We start from the raw sequence: 26,497 nt of genomic DNA, 5'->3' as shown, positions 1-26,497 counted from the left end.
CTAACGTGCACAAAAGCATATCAGTTCGAATGTCTTTGACTGAAAACGCTAAAAGCCGATTAAACGACTAACCTTTGCGGGATTTGTAATAGTTGATCAAGCCATCTGTAGAGCTATCATGCCCCAATATCACCTTTGCACTATTGATCTCATTCAATATTGTCGCAGCTAGATGTTTTCCCAACTCGACGCCCCATTGGTCAAAAGAGTTTATATTCCAGATTACCCCCTGAACAAAAATCTTGTGTTCATATAATGCAATTAAGGCTCCCAGAGTTTTTGGGTCCAAAGTCTCAAATAGAAAGGTGTTGCTTGGTCGGTTGCCCGGAAATACTTTGTGTGGACGTATATTTTCAACTTCTGATTCAGAATAATTTTGCCCTGCCATTTCTTCGCTAACTTCCTGCTCGGTCCTTCCTTTCATCAAAGCTTCGGTTTGTGCAAATACATTGGCCATCAATGCATTATGATGTTTCGATACTCCATTAAAGTTAAAAATTGGCGCGAGAATATCGACGGGCACCATTTTTGTACCCTGATGAAGTAGCTGATAGAAAGCATGCTGACTTGGGATCCCAATCTCACCAAACAAAATCGGACCGGTTGAATAGTGAATTTGTTTTCCCTGATTATCGACAAATTTACCATTACTTTCCATGTCAGCTTGTTGCAAATATGCCGGAAAGCGATGCATGTGTTGCGCATAGGGCAGTACGGCTGTCGTTTGAGCGCCAAAAAAGTTGTTATACCAAATACCTATCAGAGCCATAATTACGGGGATATTATGTTCGAACGGTGCCTCCTTGAAATGTTGATCTACTTCATTTGCCCCCGCCAGAAGTTGGTCGAAATTTTCAGGACCTATTGAAATAACAATAGAAAGTCCTATCGCCGACCATAACGAATAGCGACCTCCGACCCAATCCCACATCTTGAAAATATTTTGTCGCTCGATACCAAATTCCTGAGCCGCTTCGGCATTGCTAGTTACCGCAACAAAGTGCCTGGCCAGATGGCGTTCATCGGGCTGGCGACCTAAAAACCACTGCCGGGCCGACTCCGCATTGACCATGGTATCCTGGGTGGTAAAGCTTTTTGAAGAAATGATAAAAAGTGTGGTCTCAGGCTTCAGGTTTTCCAGAGTATCGATGATATGGTTTTCGTCAATATTGGCGACAAAGTGAACATTCAAATCATGCAATCCATAGGGGCGTAATGCTTCAGTTACCATTAGCGGTCCCAGATGCGAACCGCCAATACCAATATTAACGACATCAGTAATTGGCTGGCCAGTAGCGCCGAGCCATTCCCGGCTCCGAACCATTTTCGCCAGACGTTTTACCCGTGACAATTCAAATTCAATATCCGGAATGATATTAACCCCATCAACGTAGACGGGTTTTCGCGAGCGACTTCTGAGCGCGGTATGTAAGACAGCTCGGTTCTCGGTCTGATTGATTTTCTCGCCGGAAAACATTTTTTCAATCATTTCCGGCAATTCACAGCTTTTTGCCAGCTCGATTAATAAGTCGATGGTTTCCTGATTGATGCGGTTTTTAGAGTAGTCGAATAATATGTCATTAAAACGGATCGAAAAACGCTCAAATCGTTTCGGGTCTTGAGCAAACTCTTGTCGCATATGAACATTTTTAATCGCCTCGTAATGCTGCTGCAATTTATTCCAGTCGTCTGTTGACGGATGCAAAGTCATAAACTACTCCAGAAAATTCTTTAGACCCTATGTTTAATTTTTTGCGTTTCTAAGCAACAGCCTCGACTCGCTCGCTTTCTTTTTCTTGGATATTCTTTTTCGTTGCATGCACTAGGGCCATAGTAGTATCTAGCATTCGATTGGAGAAGCCCCACTCGTTGTCATACCAGGCCATGATTTTTACCAGACGACCATTAACGCTAGTTTGGTTTGCATCAAAGCACGAAGATGCCGGATTATGGTTAAAATCAACTGAAACCAGTGGCTTATCGTTGTAATGAAGAACTCCTTTTAATGGCCCTTCCGCCGCTTGCCTTATCAGTTCATTGATCTCTTCGACACCGGTGTCATTTGAAGCAATAAAATTAAGGTCGATTAGTGATACATTCGCTGTTGGTACTCGCACAGCCATACCGTCCAGTTTGCCTTGTAGTTCAGGCAATACCAGACCAACCGCTTTGGCGGCACCAGTCTTGGTCGGGATCATCGAAGAAGTTGCTGCGCGTGCTCGATAAATATCTTTATGTGCAACATCAAGCAGATTTTGATCGTTGGTAAAAGCATGAACCGTTGTCATACTCCCCTGTTCGATGCCTATTGCGTCATTTAATATTTTAGCAACAGGTGCGAGACAATTAGTTGTACAAGAGGCGTTAGATATAACAGTCTCATCACCAGAAAGAGTATGCTCATTGACCCCATAAACGATAGTCGCGTCAACATCGACACCAGGCGCAGAAATTATCACTTTGCCCGCGCCGGCATTAATGTGTTTCATCGCATCTTCTTTCGTTCTGAAAACGCCCGTGCACTCATAAACAATATCTACACCCAGTTTTTGCCAGGGCAAATTTTCGGGATTTCTCTCACAAAGCATTTGAATCGCATCGCCATTGATCATTAACTGATCGTTGTGTAATTCAACTGTTTCTTTAAAAATTCCATGTACTGAATCGTACTGAGTTAAGTGAGCATTGGTTTCAATGCTCCCCAAATCATTGATGGCGACGATTTGAATTTGCTCGTTTTTCCCGGATTCATACAGGGCTCGCAAAATATTCCGACCGATTCTACCGTAACCGTTTATTGCAACTTTAATCATGATATGCTCCCAACAATATTATTCATCAACGAATTATTAGCCTTTGCTCTGACGCTCGACAATGAACCGACGAACGAATGACCAGATGAATGAATGACTAGACGAGTGAATGACAGCTTTTCGCCAACTCAGCAATCGCTTGCCAGTCTTTTTTCTCAATTAAATTTTTATCCAACATCCAGGTTCCTCCAACACAAGCCACATTTTCAAGCGCGAGATAGTCCCTGGCATTTGATAAAGAAATACCGCCAGTCGGGCAAAAAGTTGCCTGGGGTAGTGGTCCGGCAAGGGCTTTTAGCATTGGAATTCCGCCTGCAGCTTCGGCAGGAAAAAATTTCTGAAAACAAAAGCCTTCTTCAAGTAGCTGCATTACTTCACTTGGAGTTGCCGCGCCAGGCAATAAGTTAGCGCCTTCGGCTCTGGCATCTCGCAACAAGCTAGAAGTAACTCCGGGGCTAACCATAAAATCGGCACCCGCTTCCATTGACGCATGCAAATTTGTCATATTGGTAACGGTTCCAGTTCCAATGATGGCATCCGGCAGAGCTTGTTTCATCAAACTAACCGCTTCTATGGCGACTGGAGTTCGCAGAGTAACTTCAAGTACATCAAGACCACCTTCAACTAATGCAGAAGCCAGAGGAACAGCATCTTCCAAGTTATCGATTACGATAACCGGGATCACGCTCGCTCTATTTAGCACCATTGCTATATCATTCATTTTTCTCTCCACTCAATTATCTTCAGCGAAAATTTGACTATCTGTTTCAAACTTTTTGTTTTATGTTAACCGGCCCAATGGATTTCTAGCCGTGTGTCCGATTGATTGAGTAACGCAGATATCGGCGTTAACTCGGGCGCGTAATTTTCTTTCGCTTCCCGCATCACCGATAGTTTTTCATCGCCGGTTATCAGCAAAATAATCAGGCGGCTATTTAAAATGGCTGAAAGCGTAAGACTCATTCTTTCTGTATATTCACCGGCAACAGGACAACCGGTTGCGTCAATACCAATACACGGTTTTTCAAGTGATGGATTCAATGCATCACTCAACTGTGCGCTACCAGGGAAAAGTGAAGCAAAATGACCATCAGGCCCCATTCCCAATAAAGTAATATCAAATGGTCTTTCCAATAAACTGATTGATTTTTCGGAATCAATCTCTCCCAGCTCGGGAGTCGCAGCTTCGTTCTTGAGAGGCATTAAACGCGCTTTAGAAGCTTTATTAACGAGCAAAGTTCTGTTGATCAAGCCTTCGTTGCTCTGGGCATGAGAGGTATCGACCCATCTTTCATCGGAAGGCGCGACAAAAACATTATGCCAGTCAAGAGACATCTCTGATAACAGACCAAACACCGGCGCAGGTGTCGAACCGCCCGGCACAACAAAGCTTGCTCTACCTCGCTTTTCTACGCCGCGAGTCAATCCCTGCGCACAACGTTCGGCAACTTTTTTATAAAGCTCATCTCTTGATTTATAATGAAATTCTTTCATAGAAAATATTCCCTGTTAAGTTTCTACCTATTCAGTTTTACCTATTCAGCGTAAATATCGATCCAGTACTGCGAGCGATCTTCAAATAGATCATCCGCTCGGGATGGTCCCCAACTGCCGGCGTTGTACAATTCAGGCGAACGATTACTTTCTTTCCAGTTTTCGATAATAGGGTCAACCCAACGCCAAGCGGCTTTTACTTCATCACGATGGATAAATAGCGTCGGATTACCTGCAATTGCATCAAGTAATAATCGTTGGTAAGCGCTCGATTTGTGAGCATTTTCTTGACTGATAAAATCCAGGTTTAGCTTAATTGGTTTTAGATTTGTCTCGTCGCTTCCGATGGCCTTTGCCATCAAAATCATTTGGATTTTTTCTTCTGGCTGCAACTGAATGACCAGTCGGTTGGGCTTCAACTTTTGCCCTAATGGCGCATAGATATCGTGAGTAACACTCTTGAATTCAACAATTATTTCCGCGCTTCTTCTTTTGAGACGTTTACCTGTTCTCAAATAAAAAGGAACTCCTGCCCAACGCCAGTTTTCGATAAACGTTTTTATGGCGACAAAGGTTTCGGTTTTGCTTTCAAAATCACCAAGCTCATCCAGATAACCCGCCACTTTTTCATCATTGACCTGACCACTGACATACTGTCCTCTAACGACGCATTTATTCATTTGATCTGGCAGTATCGGTTTAAGCGCCTTTAGTACTTTAATTTTTTCGACACGAACATCTTCCGGTTCTAACTTATTCGGACTTTCCATCGCGATCAGACAGAGCAGTTGCAACAAATGATTTTGTACCATATCGCGCATCGCACCCGCGCCGTCATAAAATCCGGCTCTACCCTCTAGGCCGACCTGCTCACAAATACTTATTTGAATATGATCTATTGATTTTGAGTCCCAGATATTTTCGAACAGAAAATTACTGAACCGGAGTGCCAAAAGATTTTGCACCGTCTCTTTTCCAAGATAATGATCGATTCGGTAAATCTGCTCTTCCTGAAAATATTTCGCCATAGTTTCGTTAATTTTTTCAGCGGACATCAAGTCGTAGCCAATCGGCTTCTCAACCACGATCCTGGCATTTGGCGTAACCAGGTTTTGCTGTGAAAGGTTTTCGCAAACCTGTCCATAAATTGAGGGCGCCACAGCTAAATAAAATATTCTGGAAATGTCTTCTCGACCGGAAAACTGCGCTGAAAATTCACCCCATCCATTTTCCAGATTAACCAGATCAAGCAATTGTGGAAAAATCAGACTAAGAAAGTTGTCGATTCTGCTTTGTGTCAGCTCTTCAGGTTCGACAAAACGCTGCAATGCATCGCTAATAATTGACTGCATATTTTCCGCTTCATCAGCCTTACGGGTACAAACAATAATACGCGCATCATCACCGAGGCTTCCCTGATAGTTGGCGCGAAACATGGCGGGAATTAATTTGCGCAGCGATAAATCACCGGTCCCGCCAAAAATCACTAGGTCAAATTGGTGTGTCATTTCTACTCCTGCTTACCGGCATTTTGGGTCGAACCGGCAAAACAATAATCAATTGAAGTTTTTTACAGCTTCTTTCTGTAACCGCATTAATTTGAAAATATGGTGGCGCCAGATTCCGCGCCGCTAACTACGCCTCTAAAAGCACTGAATAATTCACGGCCCATGCCAAACTGATTATTATCACTTGTTTTTACCACAGCGTGACGAGCGAGTAATTCTTGTTCACTCACGGCTACCGATAGACAGCCGTTCTGAGCATCCAGCAATAGCATGTCGCCATCCTGTATTTTGGCAATAACACCACAGTCACTGGCTTCGGGCGTCAAATGGATTGCCGCCGGCACTTTGCCTGAAGCGCCAGACATGCGACCATCGGTTACCAGTGCAACTTTGAAACCTTTATCCTGCAAGACACCCAACAAGGGCGTAAGCTTGTGCAGTTCAGGCATGCCATTAGTTTTTGGCCCTTGAAAGCGGATCACCGCAATAAAGTGTTGGTTCAGTAAGCCCTGTTCGAAAGCCGTTTGAAAGTCTTCCTGAGACTCAAATACTTTTGCCGGCGCTTCGATCACCTGATGTTCTTCGGCAACGGCTGAAACCTTGATTACCGCTCTGCCAATATTTCCGGTTAGCAGCTTTAATCCACCCTGCTCGGAAAAAGGATTCGTTGCATTTCTGATGATTGACTCATCAAGACTTTTCTGCGGCACTTTTTGCCAGTCGATCTGACTTTCTGAAAGCTGAGTTTCACCACTTTCCCGGAATATTTCCCGGCGGTTATTGCAAGAGAGTTTGGGCTCAAAAGTATATGACTCAAGCCCCTCCCCCATGATTGTTGTCACATCCTCGTGCAAGTAACCGCCTTGCAATAAGGATTGCATTAAAAAGCCCATTCCACCGGCGGCATGAAACTGATTAACATCGGCGCTGCCGTTAGGATAAATTCTACACAGAAGAGGTACACAGGCAGAAAGCTCCGCCATGTCCTGCCAGTCAATTTGAATACCGGCAGCTTTAGCAATGGCGACCAGATGAATTGCATGGTTGGTCGAACCGCCTGTCGCGAGTAAACCGATAATGCCATTGACCAGACTTTTCTCAGTTACTATTTGATATAGAGGAATTTGCTTATAACTTTCTTTATTTCGCGAATCGCAAAGCTGTATCAGGCGCTCCACGCCAGCAACGGTCAGTTGCTCTCTAAGTTTTCCCTGTGGCGGCACAAAAGAACTCCCGGGAAGATGCAGCCCCATTATTTCCATCAGCATTTGATTGCTATTGGCTGTTCCGTAAAACGTACAGGTACCGGCACCATGATAAGAAGCACTCTCCGACTCTAACAGTTCTTTTCGCCCAACCTTGCCTTCGGCATACAGTTGTCTGACCTTGGCTTTTTCACTATTACTTTGTCCGGTAGACATAGGACCCGCCGGTAAGAAAATGGTCGGCAAATGGCCAAAACTGAGTGCTCCGATTAAGAGACCTGGTACGATTTTGTCGCAAACCCCCAGACAAATAACGCCGTCAAACATCGCATGAGAAAGCGAAACTGCGGTTGCCATGGCGATCAAGTCGCGACTAAAAAGCGAAAGCTCCATACCAGCCTGTCCCTGGGTTACACCATCACACATAGCCGGAACGCCGCCCGCCACCTGTGCAGTGATACCATGGCGTCTGGCAACAGCTTTAATCAATTGAGGATAGTGTTCATAAGGATGGTGGGCCGACAGCATATCGTTGTACGAGGTGACTATCCCCAAATTAGGGACTGACTCTCCGGCCATCAGGGCCTTATCGGATTGCGAACAAGTCGCCATGCCATGTGCCAGATTGCCACAGCTAAGCAGATTTCTTGCCGGTTTTTGCTGTGCCGCAGCCTGCATTCTGCAAACATAGGCTTCGCGGGTAACGCGACTACGTTCAATTATGCGCCTGGTAACTTTTTCAATGGGCTCAATTACAGTCATTACTCTATTCTTTCAAATCGTCTTTTCTTTTAAATAGTCTTTTTTAAATCAAAATATCTTTCAAAGCATGTTTGCCAGCAAAGCCGGATTTTTTCAAACCCGGTTGCTTGGTTATACCTATTCTTTCCAGCCACACTAGCGTCAACTTGACACCGGTGTCAACAGTATCCCATAAAAAAGCGAACTACATTCGTATGCAGAATGAATTCGCTCTCCCCTGACCTAGCTTGCCGACTGAAATGGTGCCGTTGATTCGCGAACGACCAGCACACTATCCATCTGCAGTCTATCGCTGGATCTGGCCAGTAACTGTTCTATAGCCGCGGCAGCCATTTCTTCTATTGGTTGTTTTACAGTCGTCAACGACGGCCACAAATGTCGCGCAATAGGCGCATTATCAAATCCGGTTACCGCAAGCTCATGAGGTACCGCGATTCCTTTCTGACTGGCAACTTTCAATATACCTGCAGCCATGTAGTCATTACTGGCAAAAATAGCCGTCGGCCGATCATCCAGAGATAATAACTGCCTGCCGCAATCTTCACCGCTCCGAAAATCAAACATACCCTGTACAATATAATCTGGATTTTCAATCAGACCCGCGGCTCTGAGGGCTTTCAAATATCCCTCGTAACGCTGCTCGGTAACCGGGTGATCCGGATGCCCTTTAACAAACCCGATTTTGTCGTGACCCAGTGAGATCAGATACCGGGTCATCTCAAAAGCAGCCTGTTCATCATTGCTGATAACACAGGGAGAAAGGTGACTAGCCCTTACGGGCTCTTCATCAATCTTAGCGTGAATATCCTCTCCAAACAGGGTGGCACCGACACGGACATAATCAGCGTTCAATTGATCGAGCATCGCAATCAATGGCTGCATATCGGAAAACGGCGGGGTTAAAACCAAGCCGTCTAGCCTGGACTCTGTCCATAATTTTTCAATTGACAATAGTAAGTCATCACTTTCATGATCGATTGGATTAATCAAGAGGTGATAACCTTTATCATTGCAAACGCTAAGCGCGCCGTTTTGAATATCAGACACATAGGCTTTGTTCGGATTGTCATAAACCAGACCTATTAAAAAAGAGCGATTGGTTGCCAGCCCCCTGGCAACGGGACTGGGTCGATAACCCAACTCCTTAAATACCGCCTTTACCTTTTCCTTGGTTGCCGCGCTTACATTCGGCTCATCGTTAAGCACCCGGGAAACGGTTTTCTTGGAAACCCCGGCGTGTTTAGCAACAACATTGATAGTGACTTTGCTCAACTTCTTTTCCAACACTCAGTAATCTGTAATGATTTGATAATAATAATCTAGCCATAACGACCATCGACTGCAACCATGCACTAGCTTTCTGAATCCTTAAACCAGGCAGCGGCTCCCAGTAATGCCGAGCTACCTTCAGTAACCAGACTCACCGGAATGTTTTCCAGATAATGACTCATCTGGTCTTTCGCTTTAAATGACTGACTAAATTCGCTCTCTACCAGAAAATCAGCGATGCGCGGTAAAATACCTCCGCCTAGGTAAACCCCACCGCGGGCACCCAACGCCAAAGTCAGGTCGCCGATAACACTGCCCAACCAGGAACAAAACAGCGAAAGTGTTCTTACACACATTTCATCTGTCCCCTGCAAAGCATGCTGACTAATTTCAGAAGTACGGTAATCTTGCGCTTGCGATCCCTCCACCGCCGCGTAGGCATGATACAGGTGGCGCAAACCGGGTCCGCTAAATACACGCTCTATAGAGACTAGTGAGTACTTACGTGACAACTGCTCTTTTATTGCCGCTTGAAGCGCTGTATTGGCAGCAAGCGACATATGACCCCCTTCCGAGGCTACTACATGAGTCCGTTGGTTGCCTTTAACCAGTGCGGCAACGCCAAAGCCGGTTCCCGGCCCTACTACGATAATTGGTGTATTTTCCAGACCTCGCCCCGGGTTGATGGTGCGAATATTGGTAGGCTCAATATATTGGATGGCATAGGCATAAGCGGCAAAATCATTGATAATTTCCAGACGCTCCAGCCCCAGCTGCTTCTGAGCGCTGGAGATAGCAAACTGCCAGTTAAGGTTGGTCAGCTTGACATCATCCCCGGCAACAGGCCCTGCAACAGCTAGACAGGCTCCGGCAACCTTGGCCCCGCCCAGTGTATCCTGATAGCAGGCCACAGCCTCTTCCAGGCCTTTGAAGTCAGCACTGGGAAATGTTTGCTGATTGCCAACGGTAAAAGCGCCGCTGGATTTATCAAAGCCGGTAACCAGACCAAAACGAGCATTGGTGCCGCCAATGTCAGCAACAATGAAAGCTCGCTCTCCATTATTATCACTCGCCACTTTCATCTGCGAAGATGAAAGGCAATCAACTGACTGGACAGCCGGGGATAAACTGCTCTTTGATTGACAGGTTTGGTTTGAGCTCATGATGAAGTTGTTCAATCCTTAAGTTAAATCATTGCGAGACATGATACCGGTGTCATAAATCCTTTGTCAAAGGATGATTTAGTGGTAAATTGGCTTTATAATGAAAAAATGTAAGAGAATGCAGTTTTCCCCAATGCATTCCTATCCAAGACTAACGGGCTGGGGCAACTTCTGCCCGTAGGCTAATCTGCCTGTAGGCTAAATAGTCGATAAACTAATTCGAATGACAAAGACTAAGGTATTGAATTGAAAGGCAAAGCGACTTCTTTCGACATAGCGCATCAAGCTGGCGTATCCCAGTCAACAGTTTCCCGTGCGCTCAGAGATAGTCCTCTGGTCAACGAGGAAACTCGTGAGCGAATTAAAGCCATCGCCAAAGAGCTGAATTACAAGGTGGATAAAAACGCCAGTAACCTGCGCTCACAGCAGAGCGGCACCATAGCTCTGCTGCTCTTTCAGGACCCGACCAGTGACGACTCGCAAATTAACCCTTTCTTCCTGTCGATGCTGGGCAGTATTACTCGCGCCTGTACCCAAAAAGGATACGATCTTCTAGTATCTTTTCAACAGCTGGAAGATGACTGGCATGCTGATTATGAAGACTGTCATAAAGCTGATGGCATTATTCTTCTTGGCTATGGAGACTATACCGACTACGAAGAGAAACTGATCCAACTGGAGCAGCAAGGAACGCATTTTGTGCGCTGGGGTGCTGTTAAAAAAGGTCAACCGGGCGTTTCCATTGGCTGTGATAACTTTCAGGGAGGCTTTGATGTCACTGAACACCTGATTAAAAGTGGAAAGTCCCACGTAGCATTTATCGGTGGAGCCTCCAGGCGCTCTCCTGAATTTTTTGATCGTTATAAGGGTTCATGTGCTGCACTTGAAAAAGGAGGTGTCAAAGTCAACCCAAAACTTCAGATCGACGCCATTACCACCGAGCAATCCGGTTATGCAGCCGCACTTCAATTACTCGCTTTAAAACAACCATTTGATGCAATTTTTTGTGCCAGTGACTTGATCGCTATAGGCGTTGTAAAAGCACTACGGGAAAGAGGCAAAAAAATTCCTGAAGAAATTGCGGTAGTCGGTTACGATAACATTCCTCTTTCCGAGTTTATTCGCCCTACACTTACCACTGTGCAGCAGGATACTAAACTCGCAGGAGAGGTTCTGGTTGAAACATTGATCTCCAGTATCAAGGATGAGCCGGTGGATAACCGCATGCTACCCGCCAAGTTGATTGTCCGCGAGTCTTGTGGGGGTTAGTTAACGACCTCTTCGAAGTATTAAAAATTGAATCGATTTTATCCAAATATTAACCCCGTCTAATTTTGTTCATGATTAGACTAAGTTGTTTCAAACGACTATCCTTAAAAAATATTGTTGCTTGAAAATGCTTTTTTCGATAAATATCAGGTTATACCTCTCACAGCATACAGGTCAAAAATACCCGCGATGAATCCATTGGAACTCCTCAACCGCACTTCCATCCAGTATGCTTTGGAAGGCCGTTCCATTATTGACCTGGACCAGCTCAGCTTTCCAACAGAAAACGCAGCCATTGAATTTCTGCAATGCTATGGTTTTGACTGGAACCTACCTGAAGATAGAGCAGAAATAGAATCTATTCGCAAGGAAGCGATCACATTTATCCTTGAAGAACTGCTAAATCCTGATGAACAACTTCCTCAAACTCTAGCAAATGAGACCAATTTACCAGCTTTGATGTGCTTACTTTCGTTCAGTGAAGATGAAGAATACAGAGGCTGGATTTGTGCGTTACTTAGAGTAATGCACACTCTTTCTCATAGCTTTTCTTACTTAAATGAAAGATATGGCGAAGAAATCAGGGAACAGATTTTTGCGCGATTTTCCCCATATATTTCAGATGATAACGAGCAAGTATTTTTTGCAGAAATTCCTTTGGAAAGACTTGAGTTCAGGCGCTCAAAGTCACGTCGTTCGGTCACCATGAAATTACTGCAAAAGCGTGAAAATGTTGCCGCGGACATTTTCGACTGGATAGGCTTACGCTTTGTCACTAAAAACCGATTTGATATCTTAAGAGTACTACAAGCTCTTCGCGAAAAAAACATCATTATGTTTGCCAATATCAAACCGTCTCGCAGTAAAAACAGCCTGATAGACATTGAAAAACTTAGAAGTTTTTCAGAACTTAGTACTTCGTTCGATTCACTGGAAAAACAAATAAATGATATGCCTTATCCAATCGAAAAGAATGGACATGAACTCAACCCTTACTCAGAAGAGAGTTATCACGCCATTCAATTTACTTGCCGTCAGCGAATAAAAATTAAAACCAATGAGTTGGAAAGATACTCGTTTTTCTTTCCTTTTGAAATACAGCTCACTGATTGTAACAGTTACGAAGAATCGCGCAGCGGCCGAGCTTCGCATCAAGAATATAAGACGCGACAAAAACGAGCGGTCCGCAAAAGAATACTGCCTCATCTAAAATAGGTGAGGCGAAAGGTAAACTTAATTATATTGCATAATTTTTGTTCTTACGCATCGACTTTCTATGCCGAACGGCTTTGCTTTTACCCTCAGGATAAGCGGAATCATACTCACTCCAGTGATGTGCTTTCTGCTTGTTTCGGGTAACTCTATCTGACGACTCCATGGTACGCTCCGCTAGATTTTACAAAATTACATCAACGTCACTATAAGTCGAGATTTGTTCGGTCTCCAACAAAAGAAATTGATTTAATCGAGAAGTAATATTGTTCGGTCTACCTGAAACTCAATCATTCATTTGAGTCATTTTGACTTACTACACAGTTTCTTCCTCTATCTTTTGCCAGATAAAGCATTTGGTCGGCCCTGGCATACAAACCGGCAGCCCCCTCTCCTTCTTGTCGCTGAACGACTCCAACAGAAATTGATATCTTAAATTGCCCTCCCTCTGGCTTTAAAAATACCAATTTTTCAACCTGCTGACATATTCTTTGACTAACTGAAGCTGCTTTTTCAAGGTCTACATCAGGCATTAATATCGCGAACTCTTCTCCGCCCAGGCGAGCAAAGGTGTCATATTGGCGTATACAGCTGGAAACACAGGAAACTACACCAATAAGAACTTCATCCCCTTTAGGGTGACCGTAGAGATCATTCACTCTCTTAAAGTAGTCCAGATCAAAATATACCAACGATAAAGGAGAGGACTTGCGGATCGACTGAGATACACTCTGCTCAAGCCGCTCTACAAAGTAGCGGTGATTGTAGGTCTTGGTCAGCCCATCACGGACAGCAAGGTCAGAGATGATCTGCTCTTTCTGACCAACATAAAATCCATACATTATAAAAACAACAAGCGTTCCTATTAACATATAGAGGTACAATCCGAGATTTTCCATGATCTCGGTTTGTAAGTTAACGCCTTGAGCCAGACGGATAAACAACCAACCCAAAGGAGCTCCGAATGCCAGCAGACCAGCTTGTAAGGGGCGTAAAATTCTTCGATCCATAATTGCATACTAGTTCAAAAAAACAGGTACAACAATTAGTTATAGGATGTCATCGCTAAAATTACTGCCCATGGTTGAGTATTGAGGGCTGAGGGCAGAGATCCAATAAGCGGCACTGACAGACGATTTCATTAACTAATCAGTGTTTTGCCCTTCGAGCATACGACGAGTCAATATTTTTTTCAGCGAGTCATTATTGACGGCTTGCTCAAAAACAAGAATATCGAAACTATGTGCTTCGACATCTCTTTGAATGGAGCCGCCGGAATCCACACTAATCAATGAATGGTCAACCAGGCTTTTCCAGAGTCCATGACTTAATAATGAATCAACTTCAAACGATTGGGCTCTATCGGATTTATTCAACAAAACCAAGGCTGTTTGTGCTTCACCACTATGTTGATAAACTCTTAAAAACGCGGCTCGTTCACCTTCTAAAAACAGGTTAACCTGTAGTCCTCGTTGCAAAGCAACTAATGATTTTCGAAGTGTGGCAATACGCTTCAGATTCATGAAAATTCTATTCGATCGAGCCTTCGCAATACCTTTGTTGCCAAAATAATTACGATTTCCAGCATGTTCTTTTGCTCCAGCCATAAAGCCAATTTCTGAACCATAATAAATCACAGGAATACCACGAGAAGTAAACAACCAGTTATGCGCATCAATAAACCCATCTTCATTCGCTGCCATTCTCGACATATCGTGGTTGTCATAAAAAGTCATCAAGTTATAGGGATTCTGATAAGGCGCACCTTCGAGAAACAGATAGTCTTGCAAATACTCAAATCCTGCGGCAGCGATATCGAAATCTGACTCTAGATTGCCAAAAACTTTTAACAGCGCTTTTCGCCCAGGGAAATCCAGTACACTAACAGCCCCATTTTCCACTAATGTATGCTGCGCGATAAATTCCGGTTCAAAAGAATAACTTTCAGCGAACATAAAAAACTTCGGATGAACGGCCCTAATTCGATCTGTAAACTTTTTCCAAAATTCATGCGGCATATGTTTTATGGTATCGATACGAAAAGCATCGGCTCCCTGTTCAATCCAATGTAGATAAGCCTCCACAAAATAGTCGAGAACTCTCTCGCTTTCTGGATTGAAATCGGCAAGCTGTAATATGTCCGGCTTCTGATTAAAAAACTGATGCAGCGGATTGTTAGCATCAAGCATTTCAGGCTTGATATTTTGGTGGTCGGCGACCAGCTTGCCGTCTTTATCAAGCACTTTACCGAAACGATCTCTTTGCTCCGGCATGCTAAACGCAGGAGAGCCATGATTGAGCACGATATCGAGAACGGTTTTAATACCATGCTCATTTTTGAGTTTCCGGGTTAGCTGCGCAAAAGATAAATCAGGCGAAGGCAGATGTTCATCAACCTTAAAAAAGTTAACGCCCCAGTAGCCATGATAACCAGTTTTTCCGCCATCTTTAAAAGCGCCGCCAAAATCAATGGGTTCACCGCCGGAAAATGCTTCATCAGGCTGGTCAACAATAGGTGTCAGCCAGATAGCGCCAAACCCCATATCAGCAATATATGCAGCGCTCTGCAAAATTCCCTTAAAATCACCGCCCATGTAGCCGACAAACGCTGATTGCCCTTTGGGGCCTTTTAACTCGCGGCGATAGGTCGGATACTTTCCTCCCTGCTCTACAAAGTCATTGCTTTTGTCTCCATTGACAAAGCGATCGGTCATCAAAAAATAAACCGCGTCACTCGCCATGGGTTCGAGGGTACCATAATAGGAAGGTAGCTCAGCTTTGGACGTTTTTTGATGAACACAAGCTGTCATACCCAAGGTCATAGATACTAGCGTGCAAGCAATGCTAGCCGCTCTGACCCAAACAAATCTGCTGACTTTTTCTGGAGATGGACGCAACATTTGACTAACCGGCATTAGCAAGATCAGCCGCGCTTAGCGCTTCTTCTTCATGGTCGGTAACAAAGTAAACACTGATAGAACCGAGCACCATAAATACGCCTGCCAGGACAATAATATAAATCGCATAGTTATCAAACAAATTGGCGAGCATTGGCCCAGCTAAAAGCGCCGAAACAATTTGCGGTGCTGCAATGGTGAAGTTGAAAATCCCCATGTAAACGCCCGTTTTTTGCGCCGGCAAAGACTCGGATAAAATCGCATAGGGCATCGCCAGAATCGCCGCCCAGGCAATACCGATCCCCGCCATAGGCAGCAATAATTCCAGCGCGCCTGTTGGCACTTCGACCTGGGTTATGAGCAGATTGACAGTGACAAGCTGTGAGTCCTGAAATAACAGGAAACTCATATAACTTAAACCGCCTAACAACAGCGAAATAGAGTAGGTTAATTTTCTGCCGATACGGTCTGCGATTTTTGACAAGAAGATTGAAAAAATTGCGGCAAACAAAGAGTAGGCGGCGAAGATGATTCCAACCCAATCGCCCGCGGCGCCTTTAGCCAGTGCAATATGCTCCGGAATGTCTCCGACTGAAGCCAGATAATGAGGGTCAAACCATTTGGGATCGACGCCCCACATGTGCTGGGTAATCGCAGGCGTGGTATAAACCCACATAATAAATAATGCGAACCAACTAAAAAACTGTACTACGGCTAATTGTTTCATAGTTTTAGGCATCGATTTGAGTAGCTCGAAAAAGCCATGGATTCTCTGTGACAGCGACTTGTTTTCAGCCTGCTCCTGTTGCAGCGAACTTTCATCAATTCCTTTGTAGGCATTGTAGTCTTTCGGCGAATATTCTTTGGTTCGAAAAACTGTCCACAAAACCGAAATAAATAAAACCGAAGCGCCAAGATAGAAAGCCCATATCACGGATGGAGCAACTTCTCCAGCTCTAGCGGTATTTTCGAGGCCGATTACGTTAGTCAATAAAAATGGAAGGATTGATCCCATGACGGCGCCAATATTAATAAGAAGAGACTGAATAGAATAGCCAAGATTTCGCTGTTCAGCAGGCACCATATCAGAAACCAGCGCGCGGAAAGGCTGCATGGTAACGTTAAAAGCACCATCCATAATGGCCAGCATGAGACCACCGAATAGCATAGGGGCCATAATTGCCACAGCAATAGATGCATTAGGCATAAAACCCATTCCCACTGCTGCGGCAATTGCGCCAAACAGAATATAGGGATTTCTGCGCCCAAAACGATTCCAGGTTCGATCTGAAGCAGCGCCCACAATTGGCTGAACGATAAGCCCCATAAGTGGTGCAACGATCCAGAAGTAGGATAAAGAGTGCAAATCAGCGCCCAAGTCGGAAAGAATACGGCTGGCATTGGCATTTTGTAGTGCAAATCCAAATTGGACTCCTAAAAATCCAAAACTGACGTTCCATACTTGCCAAAAAGATAATCGAGGTTGACTAGTTTGCTTCATCGCGTTATTTCCTACGTGTATTCATTATAATTGATATCACTTCTCAATGATTAGCATGGCACCTTTATGATCAATAAATTCTTTCGCGTTGATTTCATCTCTCTAGATTAACTCAAATAGAGTAACAAGCATTATTTATATATCGATGCGCTCTCTCACCCTCCCTTTTTATCCTAAAAAGCTGGTCAAAATCGAGTGAATTGTCACCTTTTTTCTATGCATACGTATGCAGGTGTTTGAACCCGGGTTTGAATTTCAAGTATGCTGAAAAAATACAGAATAAATGAATTAACACAACATTCGATAATAGGTTTTCAATGGATCAAAAGAATTGGTGGCAAGGTGCTGTTATTTACCAAATCTATCCTCGTAGCTTAATGGATAGTAACGGAGATGGCATCGGAGATTTGCCCGGTATTATCCAGCGCCTGGACTACATTGCCAGTCTTGGTGTCGATGCTATCTGGATTTCTCCATTCTTCAAATCACCAATGAAAGATTTTGGTTATGATATTAGTGACTATCGCGATATTGATCCGCTTTTTGGAAACCTTGACGACTTTGACTCACTGGTTGAAAAAGCGCATAAACTAGGTATCAAAGTCATTATCGATCAAGTTCTCAGTCATACATCAGACCAGCACGCATGGTTTCTGGAAAGTCGCGAAAATAAACACAACCCTAAGGCAGACTGGTATGTTTGGGCAGATCCAAAAGAAGATGGATCCGCACCAAACAACTGGCAATCCATTTTTGGTGGTTGTGCCTGGCAATGGGAACCTCGTCGTCAACAATACTATTTACACAACTTTTTGACCAGTCAACCTGATTTAAACTTTCATAATTCAGATGTAAAACAAGCTGCGTTAGACAATATCGAGTTCTGGTTAAAACGCGGAGTTGACGGTTTTAGACTGGATGCTATCAATTTCTGCTTTCACGACCTGGCCTTACGCGACAACCCGGCTAAACCACCAGAGAAAAGACAAGGGCGAGGCTTTAGTGAAGACAACCCTTACGCTTATCAATATCACTACTACAATAATACTCGCCCGGAAAATCTGGCATTTATTGAAGAGCTAAGAGCGCTGCTTGATCGTTATCCGGACTCGGCTGCACTCGGAGAGATATCATCTGAAGATTCACTGGCTACGATGGCTGAATACACTGAAGGCGATAACCGATTACACATGGGTTATAGTTTCGAATTGTTAACCGACGATAACTCCGCTAGTTATATTCGAAAAACCGTAGAGTCTCTCGAAACAAAAGTGACCGAAGGCTGGCCTTGCTGGGCAATTAGCAATCATGATGTTAAGCGAGTTGTTTCCCGCTGGGGAAATGATTATGCAATCGCAGAAAAAGCAAAGTTATTCAGTGCATTATTGTTTACCTTACGCGGTAGCGTTTGCACCTATCAGGGTGAAGAACTAGGTTTGGAAGAAGTTGAGTTAGAATATGATCAGTTGCAGGATCCTTACGGCATTACTTTCTGGCCGACCTTTAAAGGAAGGGATGGTTGCCGAACTCCTATGCCATGGCATAAAGAATCACCTAACGCTGGATTTAGCGCCGCTACTCCCTGGTTACCAATTCCAGAGTCACACAGAGAAAAAGCAGTTGATATCCAGGAACAAAATTCCGAGTCTGTATTAAATAGCTTCAGGAACTTTCTTAAATGGAGAAAAGATTTTCCTGAGCTTATTCAGGGGAGCATCAATTTCATTGATACCCCCGAACCAGTTCTGGCTTACTATCGTCAATTTAACGACAGTAAGCTGGTTGTCGTGCTAAACCTTTCTCCGGAAAGCCAGTCAGTTAAGGTAACAGAATTACCTCAGTTATCGGTACTGGAAGGTCATGGTTTATCCTCAGGCGTAGTAAGCGGAAACGACATCTCTCTTCCCGCTTACGGTTGCCTATTTGCTCGATGTTTGTAATCTACAATCGTCGGCTTTTAGGCAGCGCCTCTTTTTTTCGATAACGGTTGGTAGCCTGGTGTTTATACATCGGATTCAAAATTCGACCCGAAAATCTCTTATGGAGATTTTGCAGCTTGCAAATTAATCTGCATGAAAAAAGGAATAAAAACTTTAGCACGTTTATAGTGATAATACAGGCTGTTAATAACCAAACAATTATAAAAAGTCTATTTTTAAATATCTTTAGTATCCTATTGGTTTTTTATTTAACCCGCCCCAAAACCCTTCTTATACTATATCTAATGAGATATTTATCCCTTGAGTCATTAGTACTTCCAAAATAATCGCCGACAATTTTTCGCCGATAAATATGACTCAGGTTTTTGGAGTAGCATCATATCAAGATAGAGTGGAAAGGAAGAAAAATGGGCACTAAAACACAGGCAAAAATCACAAGCGTAAATGTAGTAAAAGGAGTCGCAGACGAAAAAGAAAAGCTTTCATCGATTCGAAACCTCTTATTTGGCGAAGAAGTTGAAAGACTAGATGCGAAAATAAAAGAACATTATGACTTTTTCAATGACCGTTTGAATTCTTTAGAAAAACTAATAAAGTCAACATCACAAAAAATAGAAAAAGAGATCCGTTCAGCGACAAAAGAAATCAACCAGTCTTTAAATGTTCACAATAGCGAACATCTTGCTCAAGAAGATAAGCTGGAGCAAAAAATCATTGACTTTAACAGTCGCTTTAAAGAATTCAAAAATCACACTCAAAAAGATTTAAAAGAGACCCATCATGAACTTGATGAAGTTGCCAAGCAAATATATAACTCTTTAGAAAAGGAAGTAAAAAAGCTGACCAAAAAAATCGACCAGACATCCAAAGAGCTCAGCTCCAATAAGGCAGACCGTAAGACCCTGGCATGTTTACTCGAAAGTATGGCCAATAATTTGAATGATAGTAAGGAATAGACAATGATTGGAAGCAATGCAGTAAAAACTGATACGCCTCCTGAACCAGATAATGCAGGAAGCTACCAAGAGCTGCGTTCCTTATTACTCGGCAGTGAATATGAGAACATATTAAAAGAGCGACTAAAACAGGATGATATTGACAGAATCGCTGAAAATCTGACTGAAGCATTCGAGAAAAGAAATCAAAATGATAACTCTCTGATCGAGAAGTTATCACCTATGATCGAGTCATCTATCGACCTCTCGATTAGAAACAGTCGTTCAAAATTTGCTGACATTATTTACCCTATCATCGGACCTGCAGTAAGGAAGTCAGTCGCCAATGCATTGACCGAGATGGTTCATTCTTTGAACCACCTGTTAAAGCAGGGTTTTTCCGCTCAAGCAATAGTTTGGCGCTACAAGGCGTGGCGTCTTGGAATGCCTTACGGGCAATATGCATTTATTCAAAACATTCAATATCGAGTCGAGCAGGTCTTTCTAATTCATCGAGAAACCGGACTACTCCTTACGTCTTGTTCAGCAGAAAATATTCCGGTCAAAGACCCAGAGCTGATCTCAGCCATGTTGACAGCTATTACAGATTTTATTGGCGACTCATTTGAACAAGAGTCACAATCAGAAACTCTCAACGCCATCCAGGTAGGAGAATTCAATCTATTGATTGAGTCTGGTCCATATGCTGCAGTCGCTTTTGCAATTAGAGGAAGTGTTCATCAGGATATCAATGAAAGAATTCAGGAACTATGTGAGCAAATTCATTCCCAGTTCTATCAAGAATTAAGAAGTTTCTCAGGTAACGAAAATGAACTTGAAGAAGCAAGGCCTTTTCTGGAAGATGCACTAATAGAGAAACAGAAAGAATCTACTTCATCGTCCCCCTGGTTTGCAATAGCTCTGTTAGCGACTATTAGTATTTACGGTGTTATGTCCTACTATCAATCAAGTGTTACAAATCAAAAAGCCGAAAGAATCATAGAAGAATTTAGTAAGGCTCCTGGTTATCAGGTGCTTAATTACAAGTTAGAAAGCAACGACTTATTCATCAATGTATTAAAAACACCAGAAGCAAAACCATCGAAAGACTTTGAGTCGATAAAAAACATTAGAGGAATCAATCTAACAATTAAAGAAACAAATTTACCACGTTTGGAACCCAATATTTTTCTATCATTTCTTAGCGAGAAGTATGGAATTGATTTTGATACAAGTAAAGAACAGTCGGGCTATGAACTTATCGCCAAAGGTGAGTTATCAAAAAGAAAAATACAACAGCTGGAAGAAGACCCCATTGTTAAGAGTATATTCACCAATATCAATGAAAGTCAGCTAACAGTCGCTCAGGAGAAAGTTCTCACAGTAGACTATGGCCAGAATTTTTTAAACTTAGTCAACAAGGTTCACCAGTCTCAAATATACTTTGATGTAGGTACACAACAGATTGCCCAAGAAAGCAGCGAAACGATTTCGGAATTGGCAAGCAACTTAAAAGAACTTCAAAAGCTCGAACAGCTGTCACCATATTCAATTAGTCAAATCACGGTTATGGGACTAGCAGACAAAAATGGAACAGATGAAGCAAACCTAAAGCTTAGCAGAGATCGCGCGTCATTGGTTGCAGAAATGCTCGAAGCCAATGGCATTCGTTCTGAAATTATCGTTATCTGGGCTCTGGGCGATAGAGATTTACCCTCTGTTTCTTTAGAACATCAACGAAGAGTAAATATCCAGGTACTATTCCACGACAAACCGGAGTTGTTGTGAGGCTATCAAAAAAAATATGCATGGTTGGCGCATTTGCGGTTGGCAAAACAAGTCTGGTTAGACGTTTTGTTGATAGTATCTTTAGCGAGAAGTACCATACAACAATCGGAGTAAAGATAGATAAACGTCAGGTTGAGCTTCACGAAAACTCGGTACAGCTTATTCTCTGGGATATTGAAGGGGTTGATATATTTACCGATTTAAATGCTTCCTATCTTCGCGGAGCAAGCGGCATTATCCTTGTCATAGATGGGACTCGCCCTGCAACTCTGGATACCGCCAAAGAACTGATTTCCCTTATCGAGAATACAATATCAGATTACCGGATTGTCGTACTTTTTAACAAACACGACTTAGAACAAGAGTGGGCAATGCCCGCGGCTTTGACTGACTCTCTAAATATTGATAAAGACAGTATTTTCTTTACCAGTGCAAAAACCGGTGAAAATGTGGAAGAGGCATTCCAGCACTTGACCGAGTTAATATGTCCTCCAGAGGTAGTTGATAAATAATGACTATCAATCCAGGAGACAATACTGAGAAAGAACTGTTGGCAGGGATACTACTCCAGCTAGATATTGCAGCATTCGAATATATTGAAGGCAAATTGATACCAATCAGCACTCCCCCAAACTGGTTCGATGAACTCTACCTTTTGAACATAGATCATCAACATAAATCGTCAGAGTATCTACTTTCGGAGGCGTTTCCCTTCATTGAGAATTTTATCTATGACGCAAAAAACATTTGGCAATGTTCCAATCAGCAGCCTCTCCGTTCGGGCTTATGGTCAGAGTGTCTCGACGACCTTTACGAACTAAATTTGGAAGCTATTGCAATGAAAATAGGTAATCACTCTCTATTGTTAATAGCCAATGAAACTTCACATTTTGAACTCAGACGTAAGGTATATCAGAATGCCAGAAATCTAGCGTTAAAAAACGAAAGACTGGAGTCTTCGATACAGCTTCATCAAAGACAACTGCAGCAACAACTGGAAAAACTATATAAAAAAGACAACTCATTTGACGGCGTCGACGATGACATTGAAAATGAATCGACGGCGGTTCTAATTTGCCGACATGATGGTAGCGTTGAAGTATTTAACAAGGCGTTGATTGATATCTATGCAATGTCAGAAGAAACCAGACTTTCCGAAAAGTCACTACTCAAGAAATGGAGTGAAGAAGCCGAACGTCAATATCCAGAAATCCATCGTGTGCTGCAAAGTGGTCAGCATTGGGAGGGAGAGTTCGAGACATTTGACAATAATCATCGGAAGAAGTGGGTTCGGCTTATGATAGCACCGGTATTCGACCAAAATAATGAGCTTGAACACTATATTTGTGTGGCCAATGATATTAGTAATATAAAATTGTCAGCAAAAGAGATTGAACTGTTAACGCAAATTGATCCAAATACTCACCTCCCCAACCGTCGGAGTTTCTGGAACTACCTGACAGAACAAATTGACAAAAGTCAGGAAACAGGTACGAGCCTGGCCCTGCTTTATCTTGATTTAGACCATTTCAAACAGGTCAATGATGATTTGGGGCCAGAACAGGCAGATTTTTTACTCAATGCGGTCGCAAATCGTCTTAAGCAATGTTTAAAAAAACAGGATTTTATAGCACACCTTGGTGGAGATGAGTTTGCGGTTGTAATTAAAAATATTGTTGATCAGCAAAGTCTGTCCAAAATAGCCCAAAGAATCAGAGAGAATATCTATAGAGATATTTCATTTGGTGATTTTACATTAAATGTCAGTACCAGTATCGGCATTGCTATCTATCCGCAACATGGCTTAAAGCCTAACTTATTGGTAAAAAACGCGGACTATGCTATGTATCATGCAAAGGAAATGGGTCGAAATCAGTTTCAATTTTCAAGCCCTTATAGCAAGCGACATATAAAACGAAAGATTCATATAGAACAAGGTTTAAAAAGTGCCTTATCGAACAATGAATTTAAGCTCTTGTATCAACCACAGATAAGTCTGGAAAAACAGGGGCAGCACAGAATAGAAGCTTTAATTCGTTGGCATCATCCCAACCATGGAACAATTACTCCTGCCGACTTTATTTCCATTGCCGAAGAGTCTGGAATAATTATCGATATTGGACGCTGGGTGCTCGAAACTGCCTGCAAAGAAATCAAGTCATTAAATAAAAAGGGTTATTCTGCCAAAATTTCTATTAACGTTTCACCTAAACAATTTAAATACTCAAGTATCATTGATGAAGTGAAGGCAGCTCTTGAATATTACAAGGTTGATCCGTCGCAACTTGAACTGGAAGTTACGGAAAGTGTTTTCCTCGATGACCTTGAACAGGTAATCAAGCAACTTGAACTTCTTAAAGGTTTAGGCGTCACTCTTGCTTTGGATGACTTTGGTACAGGTTATTCTTCCTTAAATTACATTAAACAGCTGCCTATTGATATTCTCAAAATTGATCGAAGTTTTATCAGTGAGCTTCCCTTTAACAGGCATGGCTGTACGATAGTTGAATCGATCATAGCTATGTCCCATCAACTCTCGATAGAAGTCGTTGCAGAAGGCATAGAAACAAAAGAGCAGCTAGAATATCTTAGAAACCTGGGCTGTGACTTTGTTCAGGGTTACTTATTCTATGCGCCACTTAGCAGTGAAGAGTTAATCTCCCTGTATCAGTCGCTACAACCGAAACAATAAAACTGTGATTATACTGCAAAGCTATTTCTTTCAATTTCTATTAATACGAAAAGCAGCAAGAGGCTACTATTTCACTTTTCCTTATAAAAGAATAATCTGAATTAGGATCACAGCGAATCTGACAGGGAAAGTTGCAGGACCATAGATTCCAATGGTTTCAAGGAAAGGCTGATCCCCCCTTCGTTCTGTTTAATCATTAGCCTTTGCTTGTTCCCGTCAAATAAGTTAGTTAAAAAATATTCCTTTTCATGCAATTTCCACTCAGTTATTAAGGAGGCCGGAATTTTTAACTCAAAGTTCTGACTAGTTCCTGAAGAAAAATTGCTTACCACAATTACCGCTCTTCCTTCACTCCAACGAGCAAAAGAGAAGAGCTTCTCGTTGTAGCCTTTTTGCGATAAGTTGGACCTATGCAGATCCTGGTAGTGCCCCATGATCGCATCAGACGACGAGGAGAAAGCCAACAGTTTTTTATAAAATTCACTCAGTTCTCGCTCATTTGCTTTCAGTTGTTCACCGCTATAGCTCCCCCCACTTTCCCAGCGCTTTAATTTTTCCAATCCCCAATAGTCAAAAATAGTAGTTCGGGTAGACTTTCCAAAGCCTGCATCTTTTTTTGCCTCTTCTCCCAGTGCTTGAGCAAAATAAATTAAGGTTGCTCCCTTCCCAATAAGACTGGATACCACCATAGCAGGTTTCCCCATTCTTGCATCACCAACAAAACCAGAACTGGCGATTCGTTGTTCATCGTGATTCTCTAGAAAATGAAGAAGTCCGGAATCAATATCCTGAAACTTTTCAACTATCGATGTTAGTCGGGAAGTAGGCGCTCTCCCCTGCATTACCAATTTCATTGTGTCATAGAAATCCACCTTGTCATACAGAGAGTCCATTAGTCCTAGTTGTAAAAAGTCTCTATAGATTTCAGGGTTATAGACTTCCGCGAGGAGAAAAGCCTGAGAATTTTTCATCTTGATTGAGGAATTCAGGTAGCTCCAAAACTCAACTGGCACCATTTCTGCCATGTCATAGCGAAACCCGTCTACACCCTTTTCAGTCCAATAGAGAACAATATCCCTGAACTTTTTCCAGGAATCCGGTACATTTTTATTCAACCAAAAACGATAATGCGCTTGGAAACCTGCATTTTTGAGTGAGTCGGGTAACCGTTCAAAATCATAGCTACCGTCCGGCTTAACACCATAGTTGATTTTAACAGTTTCATACCAGTCATCGGCTGAAGGCTGTGATTTTCTTGAACCATTGCCGGTCCATTTAGCCGGACTCTCCTTAAATATCCCGTCGACCAAAGGGTGCGCTTCTCCATTCAGGGGACGATAGCCATTAATCGCTTCAGGTACTTTAAAATCTTCACCAACAATATAGTAAAAATTGTTATCTCGCTTGTAAGCTACACTGGTATCATCGCTAGCCCCAAAATCATTAACACCTTCAGGTCTGCTATTCGAGTGGTAATTTCTAGCTACATGATTAGGTACAATATCAATAATTACTTTCATTCCATGATTATGAGTTCTTTCGATTAAATATTGAAACTCCTGAAGACGATTACGGGGATCAACGGCCAGGTCGGGATTCACGTTGTAATAATCTTTAACCGCATAAGGAGAGCCTGCACGCCCTTTCACCACATCGGGATCGTCGTTGCTAATACCATACTGAGTGTAATCTCCAACCAAGGCATGATGGGGTACGCCGGTATACCAGATATGAGTAGTCCCATACCCCTTAATCGCTTTGAGAGCTTCATCGGTAAAGTCGTTGAATTTACCGACGCCGTTTTCTTCGATCGTTCCCCAGGGTTTATTGGTTGTATTTCGATTACCGAATAAACGAGTAAATACCTGATAAATAACTTTCTTGTGTGCCGTGTTTTGCTGATGCGAACTGGCCGCCGAGCTTTGAATCGCTCTTTGTTCTGTGTGGTTTGCTCTTTCTGAAAAATCGACGCAAGACGATAATCCCAATGAGAAAAGAATTAACAGAGCCGAACTGCCCGGATGTTTATTATTTATTTTCATTTTATTA

At 42.8% G+C, this 26,497-nt stretch carries 20 protein-coding genes; 7 read left to right on the top strand and 13 right to left on the bottom strand.

Annotated features, from left to right (window positions below; translation table 11 throughout):
- Positions 1 to 67: 67 nt before the first annotated feature.
- The 8 genes from pgi to glk form a co-directional block, all read right to left on the bottom strand.
- Complete coding sequence (gene pgi / locus IYN84_RS15980; protein WP_196140256.1) at positions 68 to 1,711, bottom strand: glucose-6-phosphate isomerase; 1,644 nt, start codon at positions 1,709 to 1,711, stop codon at positions 68 to 70.
- Between the two features lie 49 nt (positions 1,712 to 1,760).
- Complete coding sequence (gene gap, locus IYN84_RS15975; protein WP_371734974.1) at positions 1,761 to 2,816, bottom strand: type I glyceraldehyde-3-phosphate dehydrogenase; 1,056 nt, start codon at positions 2,814 to 2,816, stop codon at positions 1,761 to 1,763.
- Between the two features lie 94 nt (positions 2,817 to 2,910).
- Complete coding sequence (locus IYN84_RS15970) at positions 2,911 to 3,534, bottom strand: bifunctional 4-hydroxy-2-oxoglutarate aldolase/2-dehydro-3-deoxy-phosphogluconate aldolase (RefSeq protein ID WP_196140254.1); 624 nt, start codon at positions 3,532 to 3,534, stop codon at positions 2,911 to 2,913.
- 65 nt (positions 3,535 to 3,599) lie between these two features.
- Positions 3,600 to 4,307 carry a 6-phosphogluconolactonase gene (gene pgl, locus IYN84_RS15965; protein WP_196140253.1) on the bottom strand — a complete coding sequence of 236 codons (708 nt, stop codon included), beginning with the start codon at positions 4,305 to 4,307 and terminating at the stop codon, positions 3,600 to 3,602.
- 41 nt (positions 4,308 to 4,348) lie between these two features.
- Positions 4,349 to 5,815, bottom strand: coding sequence for a glucose-6-phosphate dehydrogenase (gene zwf / locus IYN84_RS15960; protein ID WP_196140252.1), 1,467 nt, complete (start codon positions 5,813 to 5,815; stop codon positions 4,349 to 4,351).
- 86 nt (positions 5,816 to 5,901) lie between these two features.
- A complete protein-coding gene (gene edd, locus IYN84_RS15955; protein WP_196140251.1) occupies positions 5,902 to 7,782 on the bottom strand; it encodes a phosphogluconate dehydratase in 1,881 nt (626 codons plus the stop codon).
- Between the two features lie 222 nt (positions 7,783 to 8,004).
- Positions 8,005 to 9,054 (bottom strand): LacI family DNA-binding transcriptional regulator, encoded by a 1,050-nt coding sequence (locus IYN84_RS15950; protein WP_196140250.1) that lies wholly within the window; start codon positions 9,052 to 9,054, stop codon positions 8,005 to 8,007.
- Positions 9,055 to 9,134: 80 nt separating this feature from the next.
- On the bottom strand, positions 9,135 to 10,214 hold the full coding sequence (gene glk / locus IYN84_RS15945; RefSeq protein ID WP_210330591.1) for a glucokinase: 1,080 nt from the start codon (positions 10,212 to 10,214) through the stop codon (positions 9,135 to 9,137).
- A 246-nt stretch (positions 10,215 to 10,460) separates the two neighbouring features.
- On the opposite strand from glk, the gene IYN84_RS15940 reads away from it, so the two are divergent.
- A complete protein-coding gene (locus IYN84_RS15940) occupies positions 10,461 to 11,483 on the top strand; it encodes a LacI family DNA-binding transcriptional regulator (RefSeq protein WP_196140249.1) in 1,023 nt (340 codons plus the stop codon).
- Positions 11,484 to 11,672: 189 nt separating this feature from the next.
- Positions 11,673 to 12,698, top strand: coding sequence for a TIGR04552 family protein (locus IYN84_RS15935; protein ID WP_196140248.1), 1,026 nt, complete (start codon positions 11,673 to 11,675; stop codon positions 12,696 to 12,698).
- 22 nt (positions 12,699 to 12,720) lie between these two features.
- Here the strand turns inward: IYN84_RS15935 and IYN84_RS15930 are convergent, their stop codons facing one another.
- From IYN84_RS15930 to IYN84_RS15915, 4 genes are all read right to left on the bottom strand, one after another.
- Positions 12,721 to 12,861 (bottom strand): hypothetical protein, encoded by a 141-nt coding sequence (locus IYN84_RS15930; RefSeq protein ID WP_196140247.1) that lies wholly within the window; start codon positions 12,859 to 12,861, stop codon positions 12,721 to 12,723.
- A 124-nt stretch (positions 12,862 to 12,985) separates the two neighbouring features.
- The gene (locus IYN84_RS15925; protein ID WP_196140246.1) at positions 12,986 to 13,705 is read right to left on the bottom strand and encodes a GGDEF domain-containing protein; all 720 of its coding nucleotides are present in this window, start codon (positions 13,703 to 13,705) and stop codon (positions 12,986 to 12,988) included.
- 135 nt (positions 13,706 to 13,840) lie between these two features.
- Entirely contained in the window at positions 13,841 to 15,610 is a 1,770-nt protein-coding gene (locus IYN84_RS15920; RefSeq protein WP_210330589.1) for an alpha-amylase family glycosyl hydrolase, read from the bottom strand.
- A complete protein-coding gene (locus IYN84_RS15915; RefSeq protein ID WP_196140245.1) occupies positions 15,600 to 17,093 on the bottom strand; it encodes an MFS transporter in 1,494 nt (497 codons plus the stop codon). Before IYN84_RS15915 ends, IYN84_RS15920 begins: the two co-directional genes overlap by 11 nt.
- Before the next feature lie 317 nt (positions 17,094 to 17,410).
- Between IYN84_RS15915 and IYN84_RS15910 the strand changes: the two genes are divergently transcribed.
- The 5 genes from IYN84_RS15910 (at position 17,411) to IYN84_RS15890 (ending at position 24,448) form a co-directional block, all read left to right on the top strand.
- Positions 17,411 to 19,033: an alpha-glucosidase gene (locus IYN84_RS15910; protein ID WP_196140244.1), complete on the top strand. Its 1,623-nt coding sequence runs from the start codon at positions 17,411 to 17,413 to the stop codon at positions 19,031 to 19,033.
- A gap of 407 nt (positions 19,034 to 19,440) precedes the next feature.
- Entirely contained in the window at positions 19,441 to 19,989 is a 549-nt protein-coding gene (locus tag IYN84_RS15905) for a hypothetical protein (protein WP_196140243.1), read from the top strand.
- Positions 19,990 to 19,992: 3 nt separating this feature from the next.
- On the top strand, positions 19,993 to 21,756 hold the full coding sequence (locus IYN84_RS15900; protein WP_196140242.1) for an OmpA family protein: 1,764 nt from the start codon (positions 19,993 to 19,995) through the stop codon (positions 21,754 to 21,756).
- Entirely contained in the window at positions 21,753 to 22,268 is a 516-nt protein-coding gene (locus IYN84_RS15895) for a Rab family GTPase (protein WP_371734936.1), read from the top strand. The genes IYN84_RS15900 and IYN84_RS15895 overlap by 4 nt, the downstream gene beginning before the upstream one ends.
- The gene (locus IYN84_RS15890; RefSeq protein ID WP_196140241.1) at positions 22,268 to 24,448 is read left to right on the top strand and encodes a bifunctional diguanylate cyclase/phosphodiesterase; all 2,181 of its coding nucleotides are present in this window, start codon (positions 22,268 to 22,270) and stop codon (positions 24,446 to 24,448) included. Before IYN84_RS15895 ends, IYN84_RS15890 begins: the two co-directional genes overlap by 1 nt.
- A 107-nt stretch (positions 24,449 to 24,555) precedes the next feature.
- On the opposite strand, the gene IYN84_RS15885 is transcribed toward IYN84_RS15890, so the two are convergent.
- Positions 24,556 to 26,490: an alpha-amylase family protein gene (locus IYN84_RS15885; RefSeq protein WP_196140240.1), complete on the bottom strand. Its 1,935-nt coding sequence runs from the start codon at positions 26,488 to 26,490 to the stop codon at positions 24,556 to 24,558.
- Positions 26,491 to 26,497 lie beyond the last annotated feature (7 nt).

The organism is Aliikangiella sp. G2MR2-5 (assembly GCF_015687155.1).
GTDB lineage: Bacteria > Pseudomonadota > Gammaproteobacteria > Enterobacterales > Kangiellaceae > Aliikangiella.
Note: the sequence above shows the minus strand (reverse complement) of the source record. Positions and strands in the feature narration are given on the sequence as shown.

Coding starts and splice junctions, on each gene's coding strand:
- IYN84_RS15935 (WP_196140248.1), top strand. CDS start 11,673: ATGAATCCATTGGAACTCCTCAACCGCACTTCCATCCAGTATGCTTTG.
- edd (WP_196140251.1), bottom strand. CDS start 7,782: ATGACTGTAATTGAGCCCATTGAAAAAGTTACCAGGCGCATAATTGAA.
- IYN84_RS15910 (WP_196140244.1), top strand. CDS start 17,411: ATGGATCAAAAGAATTGGTGGCAAGGTGCTGTTATTTACCAAATCTAT.
- IYN84_RS15925 (WP_196140246.1), bottom strand. CDS start 13,705: ATGGATCGAAGAATTTTACGCCCCTTACAAGCTGGTCTGCTGGCATTC.
- IYN84_RS15885 (WP_196140240.1), bottom strand. CDS start 26,490: ATGAAAATAAATAATAAACATCCGGGCAGTTCGGCTCTGTTAATTCTT.
- IYN84_RS15915 (WP_196140245.1), bottom strand. CDS start 17,093: ATGAAGCAAACTAGTCAACCTCGATTATCTTTTTGGCAAGTATGGAAC.
- IYN84_RS15905 (WP_196140243.1), top strand. CDS start 19,441: ATGGGCACTAAAACACAGGCAAAAATCACAAGCGTAAATGTAGTAAAA.
- pgl (WP_196140253.1), bottom strand. CDS start 4,307: ATGAAAGAATTTCATTATAAATCAAGAGATGAGCTTTATAAAAAAGTT.
- pgi (WP_196140256.1), bottom strand. CDS start 1,711: ATGACTTTGCATCCGTCAACAGACGACTGGAATAAATTGCAGCAGCAT.
- IYN84_RS15920 (WP_210330589.1), bottom strand. CDS start 15,610: ATGCCGGTTAGTCAAATGTTGCGTCCATCTCCAGAAAAAGTCAGCAGA.
- glk (WP_210330591.1), bottom strand. CDS start 10,214: ATGAGCTCAAACCAAACCTGTCAATCAAAGAGCAGTTTATCCCCGGCT.
- zwf (WP_196140252.1), bottom strand. CDS start 5,815: ATGACACACCAATTTGACCTAGTGATTTTTGGCGGGACCGGTGATTTA.
- IYN84_RS15970 (WP_196140254.1), bottom strand. CDS start 3,534: ATGAATGATATAGCAATGGTGCTAAATAGAGCGAGCGTGATCCCGGTT.
- IYN84_RS15890 (WP_196140241.1), top strand. CDS start 22,268: ATGACTATCAATCCAGGAGACAATACTGAGAAAGAACTGTTGGCAGGG.
- IYN84_RS15930 (WP_196140247.1), bottom strand. CDS start 12,861: ATGGAGTCGTCAGATAGAGTTACCCGAAACAAGCAGAAAGCACATCAC.
- IYN84_RS15900 (WP_196140242.1), top strand. CDS start 19,993: ATGATTGGAAGCAATGCAGTAAAAACTGATACGCCTCCTGAACCAGAT.